General features: G+C 53.5%; 17 protein-coding genes. 6 read left to right on the forward strand and 11 right to left on the reverse strand.

Annotation, left to right across the window (positions count from 1 at the left end):
• Positions 1 to 16: 16 nt before the first annotated feature.
• The 4 genes from C7A19_RS01625 to C7A19_RS01640 are packed head-to-tail and all read right to left on the reverse strand — an operon-like array spanning position 17 to position 3,362.
• Entirely contained in the window at positions 17 to 790 is a 774-nt protein-coding gene (locus C7A19_RS01625) for an ABC transporter permease (protein WP_116643982.1), read from the reverse strand.
• Positions 780 to 1,736 (reverse strand): ABC transporter ATP-binding protein, encoded by a 957-nt coding sequence (locus C7A19_RS01630; RefSeq protein WP_201264052.1) that lies wholly within the window; start codon positions 1,734 to 1,736, stop codon positions 780 to 782. The genes C7A19_RS01625 and C7A19_RS01630 overlap by 11 nt, the downstream gene beginning before the upstream one ends.
• Entirely contained in the window at positions 1,729 to 2,709 is a 981-nt protein-coding gene (locus tag C7A19_RS01635; RefSeq protein ID WP_116643983.1) for a biotin/lipoyl-binding protein, read from the reverse strand. The genes C7A19_RS01630 and C7A19_RS01635 overlap by 8 nt, the downstream gene beginning before the upstream one ends.
• Positions 2,706 to 3,362 (reverse strand): TetR/AcrR family transcriptional regulator, encoded by a 657-nt coding sequence (locus tag C7A19_RS01640; protein ID WP_077520691.1) that lies wholly within the window; start codon positions 3,360 to 3,362, stop codon positions 2,706 to 2,708. The genes C7A19_RS01635 and C7A19_RS01640 overlap by 4 nt, the downstream gene beginning before the upstream one ends.
• A gap of 307 nt (positions 3,363 to 3,669) precedes the next feature.
• Here C7A19_RS01640 and C7A19_RS01645 point away from each other — a divergent pair, with 307 nt between their 5' ends.
• The gene (locus C7A19_RS01645) at positions 3,670 to 3,885 is read left to right on the forward strand and encodes a TIGR02450 family Trp-rich protein (RefSeq protein WP_116643993.1); all 216 of its coding nucleotides are present in this window, start codon (positions 3,670 to 3,672) and stop codon (positions 3,883 to 3,885) included.
• A 62-nt stretch (positions 3,886 to 3,947) separates the two neighbouring features.
• Here C7A19_RS01645 and C7A19_RS01650 read toward each other — a convergent pair whose 3' ends face one another.
• The 3 genes from C7A19_RS01650 to C7A19_RS01660 all read right to left on the reverse strand — a co-directional run bounded on the left by C7A19_RS01650 (position 3,948) and on the right by C7A19_RS01660 (position 7,658).
• On the reverse strand, positions 3,948 to 4,643 hold the full coding sequence (locus C7A19_RS01650; protein ID WP_116643984.1) for a VC0807 family protein: 696 nt from the start codon (positions 4,641 to 4,643) through the stop codon (positions 3,948 to 3,950).
• Positions 4,644 to 4,866: 223 nt separating this feature from the next.
• Positions 4,867 to 6,564 (reverse strand): glycoside hydrolase family 32 protein, encoded by a 1,698-nt coding sequence (locus tag C7A19_RS01655; protein WP_116643985.1) that lies wholly within the window; start codon positions 6,562 to 6,564, stop codon positions 4,867 to 4,869.
• 101 nt (positions 6,565 to 6,665) lie between these two features.
• The gene (locus C7A19_RS01660; RefSeq protein WP_077658994.1) at positions 6,666 to 7,658 is read right to left on the reverse strand and encodes a LacI family DNA-binding transcriptional regulator; all 993 of its coding nucleotides are present in this window, start codon (positions 7,656 to 7,658) and stop codon (positions 6,666 to 6,668) included.
• Positions 7,659 to 7,940: 282 nt separating this feature from the next.
• Between C7A19_RS01660 and C7A19_RS01665 the strand changes: the two genes are divergently transcribed.
• Both C7A19_RS01665 and C7A19_RS01670 read left to right on the forward strand, forming a co-directional pair.
• Positions 7,941 to 9,374 carry a sucrose-specific PTS transporter subunit IIBC gene (locus C7A19_RS01665; RefSeq protein ID WP_116643986.1) on the forward strand — a complete coding sequence of 478 codons (1,434 nt, stop codon included), beginning with the start codon at positions 7,941 to 7,943 and terminating at the stop codon, positions 9,372 to 9,374.
• Positions 9,375 to 9,401: 27 nt separating this feature from the next.
• Positions 9,402 to 10,337, forward strand: a complete 936-nt coding sequence (locus C7A19_RS01670; protein ID WP_116643987.1) for an aminoimidazole riboside kinase — start codon at positions 9,402 to 9,404, stop codon at positions 10,335 to 10,337.
• Between the two features lie 22 nt (positions 10,338 to 10,359).
• Here C7A19_RS01670 and C7A19_RS01675 read toward each other — a convergent pair whose 3' ends face one another.
• From C7A19_RS01675 to C7A19_RS01690, 4 genes are all read right to left on the reverse strand, one after another.
• On the reverse strand, positions 10,360 to 12,327 hold the full coding sequence (locus tag C7A19_RS01675; protein ID WP_116643988.1) for a sensor histidine kinase: 1,968 nt from the start codon (positions 12,325 to 12,327) through the stop codon (positions 10,360 to 10,362).
• Positions 12,328 to 12,584: 257 nt separating this feature from the next.
• Positions 12,585 to 13,607, reverse strand: coding sequence for an NADP-dependent oxidoreductase (locus C7A19_RS01680; protein WP_116643989.1), 1,023 nt, complete (start codon positions 13,605 to 13,607; stop codon positions 12,585 to 12,587).
• 76 nt (positions 13,608 to 13,683) lie between these two features.
• The gene (locus C7A19_RS01685) at positions 13,684 to 14,841 is read right to left on the reverse strand and encodes an iron-containing alcohol dehydrogenase (RefSeq protein ID WP_116643990.1); all 1,158 of its coding nucleotides are present in this window, start codon (positions 14,839 to 14,841) and stop codon (positions 13,684 to 13,686) included.
• Between the two features lie 202 nt (positions 14,842 to 15,043).
• Positions 15,044 to 15,649 (reverse strand): TetR/AcrR family transcriptional regulator, encoded by a 606-nt coding sequence (locus C7A19_RS01690; RefSeq protein WP_077486742.1) that lies wholly within the window; start codon positions 15,647 to 15,649, stop codon positions 15,044 to 15,046.
• Between the two features lie 944 nt (positions 15,650 to 16,593).
• Between C7A19_RS01690 and C7A19_RS01695 the strand changes: the two genes are divergently transcribed.
• From C7A19_RS01695 to C7A19_RS01705, 3 genes are all read left to right on the forward strand, one after another.
• Positions 16,594 to 16,893, forward strand: coding sequence for a hypothetical protein (locus tag C7A19_RS01695; protein WP_069363125.1), 300 nt, complete (start codon positions 16,594 to 16,596; stop codon positions 16,891 to 16,893).
• Positions 16,894 to 17,053: 160 nt separating this feature from the next.
• Positions 17,054 to 17,485 (forward strand): hypothetical protein, encoded by a 432-nt coding sequence (locus C7A19_RS01700; protein ID WP_069363124.1) that lies wholly within the window; start codon positions 17,054 to 17,056, stop codon positions 17,483 to 17,485.
• 184 nt (positions 17,486 to 17,669) lie between these two features.
• Complete coding sequence (locus C7A19_RS01705; RefSeq protein ID WP_116643991.1) at positions 17,670 to 19,214, forward strand: BCCT family transporter; 1,545 nt, start codon at positions 17,670 to 17,672, stop codon at positions 19,212 to 19,214.
• Positions 19,215 to 19,306 lie beyond the last annotated feature (92 nt).

Genomic DNA, 19,306 nt, shown 5'->3' on the forward strand with positions numbered 1-19,306 from the left:
GCTGGATCACACTATTTTAATTCATTAATTCGCTGCGGAATGACGGGTAGAGATCGATGACGCGCCCGCGTACGGGAACGTCGAAGAGGTACTGGCTGACCCAGAGGATCAGCGTGACCTGGATGAGCCCGATCAGTACGTAGGGAACGATCTTTCCGAGCATCAGTTCTGCGGACTTCACCGGCGTGGTGATCAGCAACTCGAGGTTGCCGCGTTCGCGTTCCCGCACGATGGCGATGGCGGTGAAGAGCACCATGGTCAGGTGCAGGATCACACCGATCAGCGCTGGCACGATATTGACCGGTGAGCGGCCCTCGGGGTTGTAGTAGGTACGCGACTCGAATAGGTTGGGCGGTTGTCGCTGCCCTGGCAGGGGCATGCTGCCCAACCTTCGGACGATGCCCTCTACGGTCGGGTCCGAGCCATTGATTAAAAGCTGTCCGGCCGGGCGATTGTCATCGATCAGTCGTCGCTCGAAATCGTGCGGAATATAGATCCCGACATCGATCTCGCCGGCATCCAGCAGCGCTTCGAGTTCCTCCGGGCCGGCGGCCGATTGCGTGATTTTCACGATCTGGCTGGCCTCGGTGGCGGCAATGACTTGCCTCGACAGACTTGTGTTGGCGTGATCGGACACGGCAGCATTGACGTTGCGCACGTCGAGGTCGATGGCAAAGCCGAACAACAGGATCTGCAGCAACGGCACGCCGATGATCATGCCGAAGGTCAGGCGGTCGCGCCTGAGCTGGCGCACTTCCTTGCTGGCGATGGCGAAAAGTCTACTCAGCATTGGCCTTGCCCCGTTTGTGGCCGTTCAAGCTCGTGGAGGCGACGAAGACGTCCTCCAGGTTGGCGACGACGTTCTCGACGTCTCCGGCGATCTCCGCATTGGCGAGCGTATCCCGGATCAACCCGGCCGGATCGACGATTTGCATGTCGGTCAGCGCGTGCAGCCGCGTCCCGAGCTGGGCGACACTTTGGACACCGTCGGTGCCTTCCAGGCACTCGCGGACGCGCTGGGGTGTATCGGTCTCGATTTCGACGACACCGGCGGCGATGTCGCGGATCAGGTCGCGCGGCCGGCCTTGGGCGACGAGACGGCCCTGATCCAGGATGGCGAGATTGTGGCAGCGCTCGGCCTCGTCCATATAGTGCGTGGACACCAGTACGGTCGTGCCTTGGTCGACCAGGTCGAATAGGATGTCCCAGAAATCGCGACGGCTTTGCGGATCCACCGCTGAGGTCGGTTCGTCGAGGATCAGCAGGCGCGGTCGATGCAGTGTCGCGCCGGCCAGTGCCAGGCGCTGCTTCTGCCCGCCGCTCATGGTGCCGGCGAACTGCTTGCGTCGGTCGCTCAGCCAATACCGTTCTAGCGCACTGTCAATGCGTTGCTTGAGATCGCGGCGCGGCAGGTTGTAGATGGCGGCCAGGAAGCGTAGGTTCTCTTCCACGGTCAGGTCTTCGTAGAGCGAAAACGTCTGCGTCATGTAGCCGATGTGCAGCTTCACCTCCTCGGCCTGCCCGGGGACACGAAAACCGAGCACTTCTACCTCCCCCGATGTGGGTGTCAACAACCCGCAAAGCATGCGAATAATGGTCGACTTGCCCGACCCGTTGGGCCCGAGGAAGCCATAGATCGCTGCCTCGGGGATCTGCAGGTTGACGTCGTCGACCGCTGTCAGCGCGCCGAAGCGTTTGGTCAGCCCTTTGGCGTCGATGGCGATAACATCATTCATCGCCGACTCCGCTCGGTTTAGCGGGCGCGACGGCGCGCACCGGAATGCCGCTTGGAAGCTCTGCTGCGTTCTCCAGGTCGATTTCGGCCAGATAGCTTAGGCGGCCAGCATCGTGTTCGGTCAAGGCGTAGTAAGGCGTATAGGCCGCATCCGTAGCCAGATAGCGGACTTTTCCGGTCCGCTCACCGTGGCCGTCGATTCGCACCCGCACCGTCTCGCCTGGGCTGAACCGGCCATGCAGTTCGGCGGGGACATAAACACGTGCGTAGGGCGGCTGATCGATGGCGCGAAGCAGGGCCAGGGGTTCACCCACGCGCGGCGTCTCTCCCCGTTCGAAAGGCAGGGCCTCCACGCGCGCCTTGCGCGGCGCGGTTACGGAGAGTCGTTCGAGGTTGAGATGCTGGCGCTGTACCGCGGCTTCGGCCTCGCGCACCGCGGCGCGGGCCTGATCGAGTTCCTCTATCGTGGTGCCTTCGACTAGGGTCGCCAGCGCGGCTCGTGTGGCATCGTATTCTCCCTGGGCCTGGTCGCGGGCGTTTGTCGCGCTGTCGAGCTGGCTCCCGCTGGCCAGGTTTTGTGCCGCTAGGCGCTGGACACGCTGCAATTCCTGTCGGGCCGTGGCCAGGCCGGACTCGGCGGCGGTGAGGCGCGCCCGAGCCTCTTCAATGGTTTCCTGTCGCGGGCCGCGCAGCAGTTCGTCGAGCCGGCGGCGGCTTCGGTCAGCAGCGGCCTCTAGTTGCGCTAGTTCGGCTCGGGCCCGATGCGGATCGAGTTCGACCAGAACCGTCCCGGCGTCGACCTGCTGGCCTTCGCGCACGTGAATCTTGACCACGGGCTCGGCCATCTCCGCGGCCAGGGCGATGCGGTCGCGCTCGAGCGTGCCAACCACAGGGTAGGCAGGGTCGCCATTGCAGCCGGTCAACACCAGCAGCATCAGCACGGCCTGAGCACAGGTCTTGGATACCAAAGTCATGTGCTTGCTCCCTTGTAGAAGAGATTAAGGGTATGTTCGGCTAGCACTTCGATCCGCTCCGGCGCTAGGCTGTAGTCGAGCACTTGTCCCGCTATCGGTTGGCCGACAAAAGGGAAGACGGCCATACTCAACAGCGACAGCGTGGCCAGGTCGGGATCGAGATCGGCCCTGAGCTTTCCCAGCTTCTGGGCTCGCTTGACTAAGTCGCGCACGCCGCTACCGCCGCGACTGGCGAACCCCTTCAGAAATGTCTCGCGCATCTGACCGCCGGGCGAGAGCACGTCGCGCACGATCAGCGATGGCACGGCCGGATTCTCGGCAAGCAGCCGCATATAGCCTTGAATGAAGCGCGGCAGTAAGTCCTCATCCACGGGCGGATCTGAGCGTGCGGCTTCGAGCTGGGCGAGGATGGGCCCGAGCGCGTGCTGCAGCACCGCTTCGTAGAGATCCTGTTTGTTGCCGAAGTAGTAGTGGATCATCGCCGGCGTCGCACCGGCTTCCTTCGCGATGACGGTTACCGAGACGCCGCGAAAACCGTGCGTGGAAAACTCGCGCAGCGCTACTTCAAGCAACCGCTCGCGGATGTTCGAGTCGCCGCAGGGGCGGCCCGGTGTCCGCTCGCCCTGCCTGGTTCCTGATGTTTTTCTGTTCATAGAATTAATTAATAAATCGTTTAATTAATTATGTCAAGAAGAAATGGCCGGGCGGGTTGGGTGCCGGCCCGGCCTTGCAGAAGGCCGGCGAAAACGATCAGTCCTTCAGGCGCTTGCGTCCGGTCAGGCCCGCACAAGGTTTTCGCGGTGCAGCCCGTCGGCCGCCCAAAGCGGACCGGCGTTTTTTCTCGTTCCCACGCATGAGCGTGTGCACGAGTTACACCAACCCCAGCCATTGAACCAAACCGAACCACGTTCGTAATGGAGATCGTTATTTTTAACCGGTACAGTATCTAATGGGGTGAGCGTGAACCAAATCAATCCAGCTAAGTTACGCAATAGCAAGTGGACGGCGGTCAAACCCATACATCGTGAGAAGCACTTTTTGGTCTCTGACGTTGAGTATGATGAAGACGGTGTGGTGGTGTTATGCGTGCTCGAGTCGGTGCTGTCGAAACAAGAATATCCGATTGACTGGCGTGAGCTCAAAAGTGACGAGAAGTGGCGTCAAGGGTGGAAGTGATGATAAAGGGAGGAGGCTATCCTCCCTTTTTGATCTGTTCTGAACGCCGCGCGTGGCGCTTGCTATTTCAGGTGGAAAATTTGCTCTGTTTCTAGCGATGTCATCGCGCGTATCTGACGCCAAATGTAGTAAAAGATGCCGAACATCATCAGCATGCTAGGGATAGCAATCATCGGGTAGCTGTACAGCGTCATCTTGCCTAGCTCCTCGTTAAAGGCGGGCGTACCGGCGGGGCTGGTGACAATCCACGTGGCGAGGAAATAGTTCATCGCCGATGAGAACACAAATGTGCTGGCGAACAGGTAGTTTGACCACATCAAGCAGCGCTCAAAGGCGGCGGATTGTCCATGCTCTTTTAAACGCTGCTTGATCAACGAGAGGTTAAGCACGGTGTCATTCAATATTAACTTCTGCATCAGTGGGTAGCGGGTAAAGGTTGACCCTAACACCGCCAAGCCGATAAGGCCGGGGATCAACGCCTCTTTCAAGGCTAACCAACGGGTATCTAGCTCGAGTAGGCCAATCCCACCTGTCAGTAACACGCTGATAAAACCCAGTGCTGAGATAAAATTGAATTTCTGGTTACGGACCAGATCCATCCCGCCGTAAGCGAGAGGGAAGGCCAAAGCGACGACCAGTACCGTGGCTGTCCCTAGATATTCATCGCCGCTCAACTTCATCAGGATGATCGAGGGGATGAAAACGTTGAACAGGATTTCAAACAGGGGACTCGGCTTTTTCGCGATGGTATTGCTCATAATGTGTGACTAACTCTACGTGATATCGGTTGTCATTATACTCTGCCAAGCAGTGTTCATCGACCCGCGATCGATGTAAAGCGCAAAAGCGCACCGTTGTGTAACTATGTGTGAAACCCAAGGAAGCAATGCCAGTGAGCGGTTAAAGGTAACCCCCTCTTCAGGGCCACTGGGCAATGCTTCTTTGCGGGAGCCCTGCCTTTATTCTCGCATCTCCACCTACTCACCTAACACTGGCGTTTTTCAACGGATACCAATCCATCTCTTTTGGTAAAGGTGTGTCGTGATGATCGCGTGTCACAGCAAGAAAAGTCGCATCAATAGCGCTGAAGTAGCGGCTGGTCATCGTCCATCGGCCGCCGACGATAAAGAACTCCAATGAGCTGGTATCGGCGAGGACTTGTAGCGGTAACTCTTCTAACTGCTCAGGCAAGTGAATACAGCGGCGGACATCGCCCTCTGTGGCGAGGCTTGCGCTTCTATCCAGTGTTAGGGTGCGGCTATCTCCGTCAATGGTGAGCGCACAACCAGATGGCTCGCCGGATGAGGCTGTCGTGACCATGCCGCTGCGGCTGTGAAAATATAACGTGTAGTGGCCGCTGGCTGGAATAGGCAGCGTGGTGTTGAGTTCAAACTGCTTGGTGCCTAAATCCACCGTGGTTGAGTGGCATTCGGTGTTAATCAGCAAAAGTTGCTGAGGGCCTCTTAAGCTTTGTAGCGCGGTGGCAGGGCGCTGATAAAGTTGCCCATTTTCCCAGTGTAACTCGCGAGGACAGGTTAACTGATGCAACCAGCCCGCACTTTGACTAGGTTGTTCAATTTCGTCTGGTAGGCCCATCCAAGCGATGAGCATGCGCTTATTGTCCGGGGTCTGCGCCGTCTGCGGGGCGTAAAAATCAAACCCATGATCCAGCACTTGCCAGTTATCAAGCGTAATGCCGTCCGCTTCTAGCGTGGCTTTGGCGTAACCGTTGTGGTGTGGCACGTGATGATCGGGCGTCGGTGATGGGCTGCCTTGTGGGCAGAGAATACAGAGCCATTGATCGCTTAATTGGAACAGATCCGGACATTCCCACATATAACCATGCTCGCCTAAGCTATCACCGCTTAGTCCGTCGTAGTGCCACGTAAGGCCATCAGCAGACGAATACTGCGCCAGGCGGCCTATTTGGTCTTCACGTTGCGCACCCAGCAGCATCCGATATTTTTTGCCGTCGTGAATGACTTTGGGATCGCGAATATGCTCGGTGACGCCAGCCGGTGGGGCATCAATAACCGGGCCGAGTTTTTCAAAGTGAATACCATCGGTTGAGCGTGCTACACACTGGGTGGTTTGGCGCAAACGCTCGGGGCCAATACGGGTGTTGCCAGTGTAATAAAGCCAGAGGGCGTCATCCATCACCATGGCGTGGCCTGAAAATACCCCATGGCTGTCATACCAATCACTGGGGGTAAGGCCGAGCGGTGCGGTGTGCCATTGCACCCCATCAGGGCTGATGAGATGTACCCAGAATTTATCTTTGTGCTCGCAGGCAAACGGGTACCACTGATAAAAAAGGTGATAGTGCCCTTGAAAGTAGATAAAGCCATTGGGGTCATTGAGCAGCCCTTGAGGGGGACTGATATGCCAAGTTGGACGATGGAAGTCTGTCTTGCTGATTGAAGAGTAGCGAGGCGCGGCTTGTTCACGCAGGTTTTGGTCGATAAGGCGTCCCAGTGCAGCGAGCACACCTTCATCGATTGGCTGATCAAGCGTGATTTGGCGCAGCGACACGTCAACCGCATGGATGGGTAAGGCGTCTTGATTGACACGCTCAAGCGCGCTTAGCTCAATGATCACCTTCTCTTGATGACGCAATACGCGGCGTACATTGTCGGTGCCACCACATGTGTCTACCAAACCTGTTAGGGTTATTTCCATCTATCCGTACCAGTTTTATTTTCGGGAACGTTCCAAAAATAGCGAATAAGACGGTGTTGGCGCAAGTAAAATTTCTCTGTATTGGCTTAACGATCGCGATGTTAAGGGCAGGTAGCGCGGCTAATATAGTTAAAGCCCATCACCAATTTGGATACATGGCTTTGTCCGGTTTCCAGCAACTCGAGCAGCATTTTGGCGCCACTTTCTCCTGCTGCATCAAAGGCATAGTTAAACGTAGATAAGCTTGGCGATACCACTTGGGCAAGCTCATCATCGCCCACTCCCATTAGCTTCACGGCTTGTCCTGGCGTAATCCCTTGTGCTTGCAAGGCTTGGATAGCGCCAATTGCAATTCGGTCGGTGGCACAAAATACGCCATCAAGATCAGGATATTGCGCTAGCATAGCGGTCATGGCGACATAGCCCGATTGAATCGAGAACTGGCCTTGATAATGGAACAAGGGAGCCGTTTGACTAAGTGTGGTCAAGGCGCTCTCAAGGCCTTGATAACGCTGCTGATCAACCGCAATATCTTCCGCTTGTACCCCCAGAAAGCCCACCTGTTGGCACCCGGCTTTAATAAGCTGCTCGCCGGCACAAAAACCGACTCGGTAATCATCATGGATCACGCTGGGGATGTTATAGGGTGAGCCGTCTTGACCAATCACCACCACCGGCGCACTCGAGCGCTTAATCGCTTGCACCACGGTAGGGTTGAGCGTAGAAGCAAACAGCAAAATCCCCTCGACCCGTTTTTGATTGAACAAATCAAGGTAATGACAAATACGGGCGTCATCTTGCCGAGTATTGGCCAGAAGCACTTGTTTCCCTTTTTGATCAAACACATGGCTAAGACCATCGACACTGGCTGACATCGCATGTGAGGAAACACGCGGCACAATCACGCCAATGAGATTGGTTTTACTGGATTTTAAATCCTTAGCGATTTGGTTGACCACATAGCCGCATTGCTCAATGGCGCGATTCACCTTCTCAATCGTCGCGGGTTTTACGCCATACTCTTGGTTAATTACACGCGACACAGTGGATTTGGAAACACCCGCTAAACGGGCGACATCATTCAAGCTAGCCATGGGTTCTCCTTTGCTGAGAGTGCCATGATCGTTCCATTTACGGATCCTTTGCAAACATAGCACCGTAAATACCCCTTATTTAGTGATTTAAGTCACGTTTAAGGTGAGGGTTACGTGGTGGTTTACTGATCGATCTCACAGCGATTAGCCCTCATACTTGATGCTTGACAGGATTCAGCACACTATTTTCGGGATCGTTCCCGAAAGTGTGGAGCGTGTGACGCCACACGAAAATAAAAGTGACGGTGGCAAAGACAGTGAGAGCGTGCAGGGGAAGTAGCCATGAACTACCAAGCAATAGCACAACAACTACTCGATAAACTGGGTGGAAAAGAAAACATCGCAGCGGCGGCACACTGTGCCACGCGGCTAAGACTCGCACTCCATAATGACAGTCTCGCGGATTTAAGCGCGATTGAATCGATTGAAGGGGTGAAAGGCCAATTTCAAGTCGGTGGCCAGTTACAGATCATTTTTGGCTCGGGCATTGTTAATAGTGTTTATGCTGAGTTCAGCAAACTGACCGGCCAATCCGATATGTCGTCGAAAGACGTGGCGGCGGCTGGTGCGGAAAAGCAAAATTGGCTACAACGCGCGGTGAAAGGGCTATCAGATATTTTTGTTCCCATTATTCCAGCCATTGTCGCCGGTGGTCTGCTGATGGGGATTTTCAATATCCTTACTGCACCAGGCTTGATTGTTGATGGCAAGTCCTTGATTGAAGCCTACCCACAAATGGGCGACTTGGCCAATATGATCAACACCTTCGCCAATGCGCCATTTGTGTTCTTACCGGTACTGCTGGCGTTTTCAGCCAGTAAAAAATTTGGCGCTAACCCCTTTTTGGGCGCGGCACTGGGGATGTTAATGGTGCACCCTGATCTGCTTAACGGCTGGGGCTTTGGCGGTGCCGCGGTGTCTGGTGATATTCCGGTGTGGGAAATCTTTGGTTTTGAGATCGAAAAAGTCGGTTATCAAGGCTCGGTACTGCCTGTGCTGGTTGCCACCTATATTTTGGCGCAAGTCGAGCAAGGGTTACGTCGTATTATTCCCTCGGTGCTGGATAACTTGCTGACCCCGTTGCTGGCCATTTTTATCACCGGCCTGATCACCTTTACTCTGGTGGGTCCATTTACCCGTGATCTCGGCTTTTTGCTCGGCGATGGTCTTAACTGGGTGTATGAATCGGCTGGGATGCTTGGCGGTGCGTTGTTCGGGTTTGTGTATGCGCCGTTTGTGATCACCGGGATGCACCACAGCTTTATCGCGATTGAAACCCAACTGTTGGCAGACATTGCGGTCACCGGCGGTACCTTTATCTTCCCAATTGCCGCGATGTCGAATGTGGCACAAGGCGCTGCTTGTTTGGCGTTTGGGCTGAAAACCGCGGATGTGAAAGCGAAAGGGATTGCGATGCCGGCGGGTGTCACGGCTCTGCTTGGCATCACTGAACCGGCGATGTTTGGTATTAACCTAAAATATCGTTATCCGTTTATCGGGGCGCTGGTAGGGGCAACCTGCGCGGGCGCGTTTGTCACCTTCTTTAAAGTGAAAGCGCAAGCGTTGGGTGCCGCGGGGCTGCCAGGGATCATTTCTATCCGTCCTGACGGCGTGGTGCCGTATATCATTGGTATGGCGATTGCCTTTGTTGTGGCGTTTTCTGTGACCTATGTACTGGGTGCGCGTAAAAAATACGCACAAGCTGCAGCGGCCTAATCGAGCGTGAAACGAGGAGCAAGTGTGATGAACAAGGTATGGGTCACCGGTGATGCGGTGGTGGATTTGATCCCAGATGGTGAACACCACTACCTAAAATGTCCGGGTGGTGCACCCGCCAATGTGGCGGTGGCGATTGCTCGACTGGGTGGCGAAACCGGCTTTATTGGCCGAGTGGGTAGCGATCCGCTGGGGGGCTTTATGCAAAATACCTTGGCGAGTGAAAACGCGGATACGCGATTTATGCATCGCGATGAAACGCAGCGCACCTCAACGGTATTGGTCGATCTGGATGAGCATGGCGAGCGCAGCTTCACCTTTATGGTCAAACCCAGCGCCGATCAGTTTGTGCAGCCTTACGATTTTCCACTGTTCGAAAAAGGGCAGTGGTTGCATGCTTGCTCCATCGCTCTGGCAAACGAGCCATCGCGCTCTGCCACGCTTGGTGCCATGCAAGCGTGTCGTGACAAGGGCGGGTTTGTCAGCTTTGACCCTAACTTGCGTGAGGATCTGTGGCAAAGCGAGGCGCAAATGCTAGAAACCGTCTGGCAAGCCTTGCCGCTGGCGGATGTGGTTAAAGTGTCTGATGATGAGCTTGCCCTACTGACTAAGCCCTTCATTACCGAGGCGCATTCAGTGAAAGCAAGGTTAGCAGCGTTAGCGGAGCACGCACCCAATGTGTCGTTATGGGTGGTGACACAAGGCAGTGAAGGCGCGCGAGTCGCGTTCCATCAGACGGTTTGGCAGGTGGCGACAACACCAGCAAACGTGGTGGACACCACGGGGGCAGGGGATGCGTTTATGGGCGGCTTGTTGGCTGCCCTTGCCAAATTGTCTGACTGGCAAACGCCCGAGGCGGTGACGGAAGCCGTGCGTCAAGGCAACCGCTGTGGCGCACTGGCCACCACCGCCAAAGGCGCAATGACTGCGTTGCCCACGGCGTTGCAGTTGGCTGGACAATGATATGTTCATTTACCAGCCATCGTCATGAAGACGACGAGGCACGTTCGGGGGCGGTCAGAGGAATCGTCACAATGAAGCGGCTGCCCTGTTGCGGTTTGCTTTTTACCTGAATGCGGCCGCCGAGCACACTCGTGATGAGGTTGAAGGTAATATGTAAGCCAAGGCCAGATCCACCCTGACCGAAATGGGTGGTATAAAAGGGATCAAAAATGTGTTTTTGCACGTCTGGCGTCATGCCTACGCCGTTATCTTGGACGGTAATATGTACCTGATCGTGTGAATCTTGAGTCGCATGGATTTGAATATGACCTTGATCTTGCGCGGTAAATGCATGCACTAACGCATTGTTAATTAAGTTGATCAGGGTTTGGGTGAGGGCGCCTGGATAGCTGTTGAGCAGAATGCCTCCTGGAATACCGACCTCGAGCTGGTGCGGTGAGTGCTGAAGTGTCGGACGCATAGACAGAAGCACTTCGTTGATAAGATGGAGGAGGTCAAACTCGCGCTGGTGGTCGTTGGTTTGATCCACGGCCAGTTGTTTAAATGCCCGGATTAATTCGGAGGCACGTGACATGTTACGTTCAACAATCCGTGTCCCATCTTCAACATGGGTGAGAAATTGGTCTAAATCGTCTCGTGTGATCGGCTTTTCGAGTTGTTGAACAAAGTCTTGTTTCCTCGACAAGATGGAGGTTGAAGACATCAGTGCGTTGCCGATCGGAGTATTCAGCTCGTGCGCGATGCCGGCGACCAGGGAGCCGAGTGAGGACAGTTTTTCATTCTGAACCAATTCGTCCTGGAGTGTTTCTAACTGCAACAGCAGTGCCTTTAGTTTATCACCATAATCGTTGACGGCATGGCGTAATTCCCCGACTTCATTCAGGTTCCCCACGTCGAGTGCTTGGGTGGTTTCACCATCGATCAACTCTCGGATCTGATGGGTGGTTTGTCGAATTTTATCCAGTAAATTGCGGGCGGTGATCGTCGCGATGACACCGACAATCAGCAGTAAGCCGCCAATCGCTATCATTAAAAACAACCCCATGTTGTCAGCAGCGGCGGTCATTTTGCTTTTAGGAACGGCGAGGCCAATCACCCAATCGGCTTCCGGGTAGCGAATCAAATGGACATACGCGGCTTCGTTGAATATGCCGTCATTTTCTACCGTGATTAGCTGGCTGGTGCTGAGTGTTTGGGTTGCCTTTAACGCCGATTGCAGCCAAGGTAATTGCACTTGCAGTTCGTCTCGCGTCCATAGCGTGCTCCTGTAGGGTTGAAAGGTGACGGCTGATTGGGGAAAACTGATCGCTTTGTTGTCGCCGTCGAAGGCAAACACATAACCGCCGTTTTCTTTGCCATATTGGGACAAAATATCTGAGATGCCGGCAAGCCTCATATCAACGGTGGCGACACCCACAAAGCGCGTATCATCTTTCATCGGCACGGTGCAGGTGATCATCGGCTCTTTGGTAAAAGGATCAATATAGGCGTTGGACCAACTGCAATGATCGGCAGGGGCCGTTTTTCCGGCTACGTACCAACTTTCATTGTGGTACCCTTTCCCGTCTGGATGATTGTAATCGTCGTAGTACTCCATGGTCGCGCCTGCTCGGCCCCAGAAAAAACTGCGCCGCGCCACCCCTTGTGTAAATGTGCCGGGCTCGGGCCATATACCCCCGCCGGCAATCGCCGGATCGCCATGATTATTGAGGATCTCGGGAAAGGTGGTACGGAACAGAGCTTCATCTTTGGGGAGGCTAGTGCCTGCTAACGCCATGGTGCTGGTTAATAGTTCAATTTGGCCGAGTTTGGCGTCGAGTAAATCGAGCAGGGCGTGTTGGTTGATGCTGATCCGCTCTTGTCGCTGCTCAATAAGCTCGGGTTTTACCTTCCATTCCACCACCGCAAAAATCGTCAGTAATGCCATAATCAGAACTAACGCAAATCCAAGATTGATCTGATGGCGGATCATGAGAGCGGGTTTGGCCATTGTCGATACTTCCTCTCTTCTCAGCCGACGCAAGTGCCAATACAAGCATCTGTAGCCAGTCCTACCAAATCATTTGGAGGACGGTCGAATCGTTCCTTCTAGTGTAGTTGGCGACTTAGACTTTGTAATGATGGCGTTGTGATGGCAAACACACTGAGCGAGATCTGTACTTTTATCAACGTATAAAAACCCCCTTAGCGATCCATCGCTAAGGGGGAGGCAGGGTTTTCGGGATTGCGAAATAAAGCGTGTGGGCTTTATTTAATATTGACGATCATCTTGCCGAAGTTGCGGCCTTCAAGTACATCAATCAGTGCTTGGGGCGCTTGCTCAAAGCCATCGACCGCGTGTTCACGGTAATGGATTTGGCCTTCACCGACCCATTTGGCCATGTCGTGAGCGAACTCAGGATAACGGTGCGCGTAGTCGTCAAAGATAATGAAACCTTTTACGGTGAGGCGCTTGACCAAGATGGTGCCCATTAGCTGCGAAAGGCGATCTGGGCCTTCTGGCAGGGCGGTGTTGTTGTACTGTGACACCAAGCCACACACGGGAATACGTGCCCCTGTATTAAGCAGTGGCATCACCGCATCAAATACCTTGCCGCCGACGTTTTCAAAATACACATCAATGCCTTGCGGACAGGCGTCGGCAAGCTGCTCGGCAAAGTTATCGGCTTTGTGGTCAATACACGCATCAACACTGAGATGTTCACGAGCGTATTGGCACTTGTCTTCGCCACCGGCAATCGCCACCACGCGGCAGCCTTTCAGCTTACCGATTTGTGCCACAGTCGCACCAACGGGGCCGGTTGCGGCGGCGACGACAAGGGTATCGCCTTCTTTGGGCTGGCCGATATCTAATAAGCCCATGTAGGCCGTGAAGCCGGGCATGCCCAAGATCCCAAGCGCGTATGAGACAGGGGCTAAATCTGGGTTGAGTTTAAGCAGGGTATCGCCGTCGACCACGGAATGGGTTTCCCAACCTTTGTAAGCGAGTACCCAATCGCCGGCCTGGTAATCGGCGTGGTTAGATTCCAGCACTTTACCCACGGTGGCGCCGACCATTAGGCCATCAATGGCTACGGGTTCAGCGTATGATTTGGCATCACTCATTCGGCCGCGCATGTAAGGGTCAATCGATAGGTGATGATTTTCAATCAGTACATCTTGGTTGCCCAGAGCGGGAATGGCGGCTTTTTCTAAGCGAAAGTTCTCGGCAGTGGGCGCGCCAACCGGGCGCGATGTGAGAACAAAACGTTGATTGGTTAATGCTGACATTAGTTCCTCCCTTGATGTTGGGAAAAGAGGCGGCTGATTCAGCGCGCCTCAAAATAGCAATGAAATAAACCGGCGATTACAGCGCGGCTTGAAGCACGCGACGGCAAACGTTCGGCGTCACATCGCCATGTTCACCGAGTTGGGTCATGCCGTGTTGAGTCAGGCTTTCAATCAAGGGCTCAATCGCGGTTTCATCCAGATCGTAATCGCTCATGCGCGTTTTCACGTTCATGCGCTCGAAAAAGTCGCGTGTTTTCTCGATCGCTAATTTGGCTTTCTCGGCGTCGCTGCCTTGGTCAATATGCCAAACACGTTCAGCAAATTGTGCGAGCTTGGCTTGTTTTTGCTCAAACTTCTCATTGAGCATTGCAGGCAGTACTACCGCGAGGGTTTGGGCGTGGTCTAAGCCATGCAGGGCTGTCAGTTCGTGGCCCAGCATATGGGTTGACCAGTCTTGCGGGACACCTACGCCAATCAAGCCGTTAAGCGCCAGGGTGGCGGTCCACATCAGACTGGCACGCACATTGTAATCTTCTGGTGTTTCCAGCGCTTGTGGGCCCAGCTCAATCAAGGTTTGTAGCAGGCCTTCAGCAAAGCGGTCTTGCACCGGCGCATTGGCAGGATAGGTGAGGTATTGTTCCACCACGTGAACAAACGCATCGACCGCACCGTTCCCCACTTGGCGAATCGGTAGGGTGTAGGTTTTCACCGGATCCAACACTGAGAACTGCGGGAACACCAGCTCGCTCATAAACGGCAGTTTCGCTTGCATCGACTCACGGGTCACCACTGAGCCTTTGTTCATCTCAGAGCCGGTAGCAGGCAAAGTGAGCACGGAGCCAAATGGCAGCGCTACTTCCACTTTTCCGCCCATGCTGGTGAGGATGTCCCATGCGTCACCGTCATATTTCGCGGCCGCGGCAACGAATTTGGTGCCATCGATCACTGAGCCACCGCCCACGGCGAGAAGGTAGTCATAACCTTCAGCGCCGACTTTCTCGACCGCCTTCATCAAGGTCTCATAGCGCGGGTTGGGTTCAATGCCACCAAATAGGCCAAATTGACGTTGCCCTAGCGCTTGCTCGACTTCATCCAAGGTGCCTGTTTTTCTTGCACTTTGGCCGCCGAAAAGAATCAACACTTTTGCATCGGCCGGGATGAGCCGATCCAGCTCGGCAATCTTACCTTCGCCAAAAACGATACGTGTGGGATTGTAGAACTCAAAGTTGTTCATTGCTCATCCTTCCTTTTATTGTGCTTGATGGTATCAAGCGTTTATTTAAATTAGACCGGTCGTCTAGCTGGTGCCGGTTAAAAACCCGCCAAAGCGGGTTTTTAAGTAGATGGTGGCTGTCGCTAACAATGAGGCCGTCGCGAGTGCCACGCATCGGGTATTAACTTGTTGTTGAAGCGATGCTTGGTACAGCAAAGCGCCGTTAATCGATCAGCCCGAGCTTTTCTTCGGTGATGGTCATCGCTTGCGCGAGATGACTGTCGTTACGATGCAGCTTGGTTAGTAAGCTGGCACCCAGCCACAACTGATACAAGGTCGTAGCGGTGGTCAGTGCGGTTTTATCGTCAAAGACATCACGCGCTTGTGCCAGTGTATCAGCCAAGCGGCCAATTAATTGGTCGGTGCCATCGCGTAGCGCCAACCGCATTGGCTCGGATAAATCGGCCACTTCTGCACTCAGCTTCACTACTAAGCAAGTTTGCACCGGATCTAAGCTACAATATTGCGCTTGCCAACGGCTAAAGTAGTTGTGGACCCGCACAATGGGTGAGACTGCCTTATCGGTCAGCAGGCGATTTACATCGGCAATGTAGCAAGCAAAATAGTGATCCAACACTGCTTGGCCGAATTGCTCTTTTGACGCGAAATAATGATAGAAGGAGCCCTTGGGCACGCCAGCTTGTTTTAGTATTGCACTAAGGCCGACGCCACTAAAGCCAAATTGCGCCATCACGCTCACGCCCGTTTCCAACAAATGTTGGTGGGTCGCATTGTGGCTGCTGTTTTCTTGGGTGCTGCTCGATTTCATGTGGGCAGCATAATTAAAATTAGACCGGTCGTCTAGTGGTGCGGGAAATTTTTATTTTGGCGCGGTTCGCTGGCATAAATTGAGCCGGTATGCTGTGCGCAATCCCGGTTTATGTCAGATTTATTACGTTGTTCACAATTTGAACGGCACGCAGTGGCACAGTGGCAACCGTGTGCTTTACTGAAAGAGTCAGCCGAGCTGACACACAATTTGGTAGATGATTAGCGCGCAGTGACGCGCCTTAATGAGTTAAGACCCCGTTAATGTCAGGCGCCCATGACGACACCTTGTTAGCCGCCAGCCAGGCCATTAACACAAGACCATGCGGTAAGGACGCTCAACGTAGTGAGCACACGGGGCAACGTAAAAAGCGTTTCATTGACCAACAACCAACAAGGAATGCATCTCGAAGCCGCTCAGCAGAGCGGCTTTCTCTTTTTTGGGCCTAGCGCCTGACGCATTGCACATGCACGTAATACCCTAAGCCGAGTGTTTTCTCGCCCTGTGGCTGACTGTGTATCCACGCTCTCTGTTATGTGCTTAACGGCTCGTGCATTGTCTTTTTGAATCACGAACTTGCTAATTCGCTGCCTGACGGTGATCGAATTTGCTTTCCGATTCGAAATAATATAAGACTGTGACGTAGTGCCGCATTCGGCGCTTGGCATTAATATCGTTCATTAATCTTATAGAGAGGTGTTCGATGAACAACAAAAGCAGACGTTTGTGGTATTACTACAAAACGAAGTCCAATAAGACCCGCCAAGTTAAAACGGCTGGGTCAGCATAATCAAGCGTGAGTCAGGCAACCATCGGGTTGCCTTTTATCGTTCTAAGCGATTGAAAAAATCACTAAGCTATTGTGCATTGTCGAATTTTTCATCTAATCTTATCAGTAAAGCTTTCACAAGCGCATTGACCCAAACAGGGGCGCGGGAGGGACGATGAATGTACTATCTTTCCAGCATGTTAATGAATTGATTAATGAAACGATCACGCTCATTGATGGAACGGATACGGAATATGCAATGACGCTGGCGCGTGTCGACACTCATCCTGGCCACGGTGATGAGGTGGGCGGGCAGGCGGTAGAAAACTTCAGCCTGGTATTGAAAGGGCCGGAAGACACCCGCTTTCCGCAAGGCAATTACCTGCTTACCCATCCAGCGCTTGGCGAGCAAATCCTACATATGCTTCCCGCGGGCGATGCCACCTATACCATCAACATCAACACGCAAGCCTAATCGTTCTGTGGTCGCTCGCGGTTGCCCATTGGGCCTCGTGGTAGTTAGCGACCAACACTGATTAAATAACCGCCAGTCAATAAGTTACTGTTCCCTTTTCGTAGATTAGTCATGGAAATTGAGTAGAATAAGGCCGCTAAGCTAGCAGTAGGGAGGTCATATGTTTGCCTGGCTGAGTGGCTTATTTGAAAAAGAACAGCTGCAATCGTTTGTTTGGGTAAGAGACATTATGGCGAGCAACCCTAAAGGGAGCTATGCCAAGTATAAAAATTATTACGATCGCCACGTGAATCGCATTCTTAAGGGTTATCACAAAGACTTTCTCCGCTTTGAGAAATTCGCCGCCCGTAATTACAAATACAGCGACCAATCGATTTTTATGGCGATTAAAGTTGCCAATTATGCCTATCAACTTGGTCAGATGAAAGTGGCCGCTTGCATTACCGCGGCAGTGATTTCGGCGTGTAATCGCGCAAAAAAAGGCGAGTCACAGGTTCATCCTAAATTGTATCGCGCTACCGTGGTGTTGCATAAAAAAGTGCTCGAAACGGGTAAGACGAATAAGACAGAGAAATCGAAAGCGCCAGCGTGACAAAACAGTGTTGGGTAAGTTTTGTCCATTTAACAAAAATGTCATATTCCTATTCAGCCCCCGCCACGGCTGAATAGGTGATGCTTGTCACGTTTTTTCCTTCTTTGACTGTAACAATTTGTTCTGGTCATTCATTCGCCACACTGATAGAGTCCCGTCCCTCACACACCTTGTGAGCGAACTAATGCTTAAATCTACACAAAATAATGACCGTCTCGTTGCCGTATTTACCATCGGCTTTGTTGCTGTCTTTCTTGCCTTTGCCCTGTTTGACCTGAAACACTTCTCATCTGTTATCCAGTCTCTGTTTGCTGAGTCTGCCAATCTTTTTGGTTACTGGTGGCAGTGGTTAATGGTGATCAATTTCGTACTGGCGCTCGCGATTGGCGGCAGTAAATTTGGTAAATTGAAACTCGGCGCCACGGATACTGTCTCGATGAGTCGTTTCCGTTGGGTTGCGATGATCATGTGCACCCTACTTGCGGGTGGTGGTGTATTCTGGTCAGCCGCGGAACCTATCTATCACTTCATGACCCCGCCGCCGGCGTTGGGTGACATGGAAGCGGGTGTAATGGATACCGTCGCCCCCGCACTGAGCCAAAGCTTTTTCCACTGGGGCTTTTTAGCCTGGGCCGTGTTAGGCACCTTAGCAACCATCGTGCTGATGTATGCCCACCACCAAGCGGGTGTGCGCATGCGTCCTCGGGCGTTGTTGTATCCGCTACTTGGGGACAAGCTGGAAAATCACTGGTTAGGCTCTGTGATTGATGCTTGCTCTATCATTGCTGTGGCTGCCGGTACCATTGGCCCAATCGGCTTTCTGGCGACCCAGCTTGGCTACAGCCTAGAAAGCTTTGCCGGTATCGAAAACACCATGCCAATGCAGATGCTGATTCTGGCTGCCGTCGTGGCGATTTACTCCATCTCTGCATTTACCGGGATGGATAAGGGCCTACAATGGCTGAGCCGCATGAATGTGATTGGCGCTGCCGTATTGTTGGGCGTGGTGATTGTGCTGGGGCCAACTGGCTTTATCTTTGAGCAGTTTGGCTCAGGCTTTAGCTACTACCTGAACAACATGCACACCCTCGCGCTGAATACCGATAACGGTAGCTGGAATGCATGGTGGACTTGGTTCTTCTGGGGTTGGTTTATTGGCTTTGCACCCATGATGGCAATCTTTATTGCACGCATCTCGAAAGGCCGTTCGATTCGTGAGCTGATCTTCGCCGTTGCGATTTGTGCGCCGATTGCGACTAACTTCTGGTTCTCGGTACTAGGCGGTACGGGTATCTTTTATGAGTTGCAATCGCCTGGCAGCATTTCTGGCCCAATGAATGATGCAGGCTTGCCAGCTATCTTGATTGCGTCCTTGTCACAGCTACCTTACAGCGTGGTTCTGATCCCAGCCTTTATGCTGCTGACCACCACCTTCGTGGCGACTACGGGTGACTCAATGGCGTACTCGATTGCGATGGCCGTATCAGGTGACAACCAGCCAACTCGCCGTCATCGTCTGTTCTGGGCGATTGTGATGGGTGTGGTTGCCGGTGTACTTCTGCTTGCCGGCGATGGTGGCTTGAATGCGCTTCAGTCGTTTATCGTGATCACCGCCGTGCCTGTGTCTTTCTTGATTGCCTTCACCTTCATTACCGGCCCGATTGCGGTGATGCGGATGCAACAAGAAAAAGAAGCCAACTTGGCAGTACAGCCGGCGACTGCCAGCTAGTCAGACCTGAGCCTGTTAATGAGAAAAGCGCCGCGTTGTCGGCGCTTTTTTTTGTTTGCCCAGCGAAGCTGGCAAACCCGTCAGGTTGAAAG

It is taken from the genome of Salinivibrio sp. HTSP, assembly GCF_003390965.1.
GTDB lineage: Bacteria > Pseudomonadota > Gammaproteobacteria > Enterobacterales > Vibrionaceae > Salinivibrio > Salinivibrio kushneri.